Source organism: Variovorax sp. J2L1-78 (genome assembly GCF_030317205.1).
In the GTDB taxonomy this organism is placed as follows: Bacteria; Pseudomonadota; Gammaproteobacteria; order Burkholderiales; family Burkholderiaceae_C; genus Variovorax; species Variovorax arabinosiphilus.
Genome location: NZ_JASZYB010000007.1, coordinates 1 through 3,057, shown reverse-complemented (window position 1 = coordinate 3,057; position 3,057 = coordinate 1). Strand labels below are relative to the sequence as shown.

Here is a 3,057-nt window from a genome sequence, read left to right as displayed (position 1 = left end):
CAGCGAGCTGGCTTGCTCTTCGGTGCGCGAGGACAGGTCCTGGTTGCCCGAGGCGATCTGGCTGGACGCCGTGGCGATCGTGTCGGTGCCCTGGCGCACTTCGCCGACCACCTTGGCCAGGCTGTCGTTCATGCCGCGCAGCGCCTGCATCAGCTGACCGGTCTCGTCCTTGCTCGTCACCTCGATGCGGCTGGTCAGGTCGCCGGCGGCCACGGCCTCGGCCACCGCCACGGCGCGGCGCAGCGGATGGGTGATGCTGCGCACCAGCATCCAGGCGAGCGCAATGCCCAGCACCAGCGACAGCGCGCTGCAGATCACCAGCATCATGCTGGTGTTGGCGCGCATCTCGTCACTGCGTTGCGCTGCGGCATCGAGCTCGGCACGTTCGCCGTCCACCAGCTTCTGCACACCGACCAGGTAACCCTGCGAAGCGGGCTCGAAACGTTGGGTGAAGATCTTGTTGGCCTCTTCCGCGCCGCCCGCGAGCTTCGCCTTGCTCACTTCTTCCCGGGCTGCCAGGTAGGCCTTGCGCAGTTCACCGATCTTTTCGTAGATCTCGCGCCGCTGCGGGGTGTCCATGCGGGACTCGAGAAACTTCTGCAGCTCGGTGGTTTCCTTGATGTTCTGGGCGCTGGCCGGCGCGAAGTAATCGATCAGGCTGGCATCGCTGCTCTTGGCGATCGCTGCCGCACGCTGCACGCCGGCGGTCACGTAGCGCAGCCAGTCGGAGCCGGCACGTTCGATCTTGATGTTCTGCTCGACCATCAGATTGATTTCCTGCCCCAGCTGCCGCAGTTTCATCACGGCAAGCACGCTGCTCGCCAGGGACAGCGCAAGGATGAGGCCGACCACGAGGGCCAGCCGCTTGCCGATGGAAAAATGACTCAGAAACATGCTCGTCGACTCCAGACAGTGAAAGATGCGGCCACAGCCGCTCAGAAGGTTTCCCACCCGTCGCCAGCGGCGGCAGATGCAAGTTCGCGAGGTGCGGCCGCGGCGCGCGGCAAGGTCGGCGCACGCTTGGCCGGTTGAACCTGGCGCGCAGCGGACGCGGCAGGGGCCCGACCGCGCAGCGCAGGGGCCGACGAAGCGCCGCCCTCGATACGGAACACGCTCACCACCTGCGACAGGCCGCCGGCCTGCTCCTGCAGCGAGGCGGCAGCCGCCGCAGACTCTTCCACCAGCGCCGCGTTCTGCTGCGTGACCTGGTCCATCTGCGTGATGGCCTGGTTGATCTGCTCGATGCCCTGCGTCTGCTCGTGGCTCGCCGCACTGATTTCGCCCATGATGTCGGTCACCCGGCGCACGCTCGCCACGATCTCTTCCATCGTCTGACCCGCTTCGGCCACCTGGTGGCTGCCCGCCTCGACCTTGCTGACCGAGTCGTCGATCAGGCCCTTGATCTCCTTGGCCGCCGCCGCCGAGCGCTGTGCCAGGCTGCGCACTTCCGACGCCACGACGGCAAAGCCGCGGCCCTGCTCGCCGGCGCGAGCGGCTTCCACCGCGGCATTCAGCGCCAGGATGTTGGTCTGGAAGGCGATGCCGTCGATGACCGCGATGATGTCCACGATCTTCTTGCTCGACGCATTGATCGAGCCCATGGTGTTGACCACCTGGCTGACGACGGTGCCGCCGCGCACGGCCACTTCCGAGGCCGAGGCCGCCAGCTGGTTGGCCTGGCGGGCGTTGTCCGCGTTCTGCTTGACCGTGCTGGTCAACTCTTCCATCGACGCCGCGGTCTGCTCCAGCGAGCTGGCTTGCTCTTCGGTGCGCGAGGACAGGTCCTGGTTGCCCGAGGCAATCTGGCTCGACGCGGTCGCGATGGTGTCGGTGCCCTGGCGGACTTCGCCGACCACTTTCGCCAGGCTGGAATTCATGCCGCGCAGCGCCTGCATCAACTGACCGGTCTCGTCCGTGCTCGTCACCTCGATGCGGCTGGTCAGGTCGCCGGCGGCCACGGCCTCGGCCACCGCCACGGCGCGGCGCAGCGGATGGGTGATGCTGCGCACCAGCATCCAGGCCAGCGCGACGCCCAGCACCAGCGACAGCACGCTGCAAACGATGAGCAGCATCGTCAGGTTGGCACGCATCTCGTCGCTGCGTTCGGCCGCGGTGTCGAGCGCAACGCGCTCGGTTTCGACCATCTGCTGCACCCCGGCCACGTAGTCGCGCGAGGTGGGTTCGAAGCGCTCGTTGAAAATCTTGTTGGCGCCGTCCATGTCGCCGGCCATCTTGGCCTTGCTGACCTCTTCACGTGCCGCCAGGTAGGTCTTGCGGAGCTCGCCGATCTTCTCGAAGAGCTTCTTCTTCTCGGGCGTGTCCATGCGGGCCTCGAGAAACTTCTGCAGCGCGTTGGTGTCCGTGATGGACTTGGCCGTCGCCGGCGCGAAGTAGGCGATCAGGCTGGGGTCGGTGCTCTTGGCGATCGCGGCGGCGCGCTGCACCCCCGAGGTCGTGTGGCGCAACCAGTCGGAGCCGGCACGTTCCGTCTTGATGTTCTGCTCCACCATCAGACGAACCTCGTCCCCCAGCTGGCGAAGCTTCAGGATGGCCAGCACGCTGCTGGTGACGGACAAGGCAAGGATGATGCCGACCACGAGGGTCAGTCGCTTGCCGATGGAAACGTTGCTCAGGAACATGCTTGCGACTCCGGAAGAGGGGGTGATGTCATTGCCGAGGCAATGGGACGATCAGAAGGTTTCCCACCCGTCGCCAGCGGCGGCGGTGGTGGTGAGTTCACGGGGGGCGGCGGCCGCGCGCGGCGCGGGCGACACCCGCTTGGTCACCCTCGCGCGGTGCACCGGGGCCTCGGCACGCACGGGGACCCGATGCGACATCGCCGACATCGTCGACATCGCCGTCGTGTCGCTGCCGAGCTTGAACACACCGACCACCTGCGACAGGCTGCCGGCCTGGTCCTGCAACGAAGCAGCGGCGGCCGCAGCTTCTTCCACCAGGGCCGCGTTCTGCTGCGTGACCTGGTCCATCTGCGTGATCGCCTGGTTGATCTGCTCGATGCCCTGCGTCTGCTCGTGGCTCGCCGCACTGATCTCGCCC

2 protein-coding genes and 1 pseudogene are annotated in these 3,057 nt (G+C 66.9%); all 3 read right to left on the bottom strand.

Annotated features, from left to right (window positions below; genetic code table 11):
- A partial coding sequence (locus QTH86_RS27000) for a HAMP domain-containing protein (protein WP_286649348.1) occupies nucleotides 1–894 on the bottom strand: 894 nt, incomplete at its 3' end.
- 41 nt (nucleotides 895–935) lie between these two features.
- Entirely contained in the window at nucleotides 936–2,639 is a 1,704-nt protein-coding gene (locus tag QTH86_RS26995; RefSeq protein WP_286649347.1) for a methyl-accepting chemotaxis protein, read from the bottom strand.
- Nucleotides 2,640–2,690: 51 nt separating this feature from the next.
- Nucleotides 2,691–3,057, bottom strand: a pseudogene (locus QTH86_RS26990) (methyl-accepting chemotaxis protein); the annotation flags it as partial.

What these genes read in the sequence shown, in the direction of transcription:
- QTH86_RS26995 (WP_286649347.1), bottom strand. Translation starts at nt 2,639, where the DNA reads ATGTTCCTGAGCAACGTTTCCATCGGCAAGCGACTGACCCTCGTGGTC.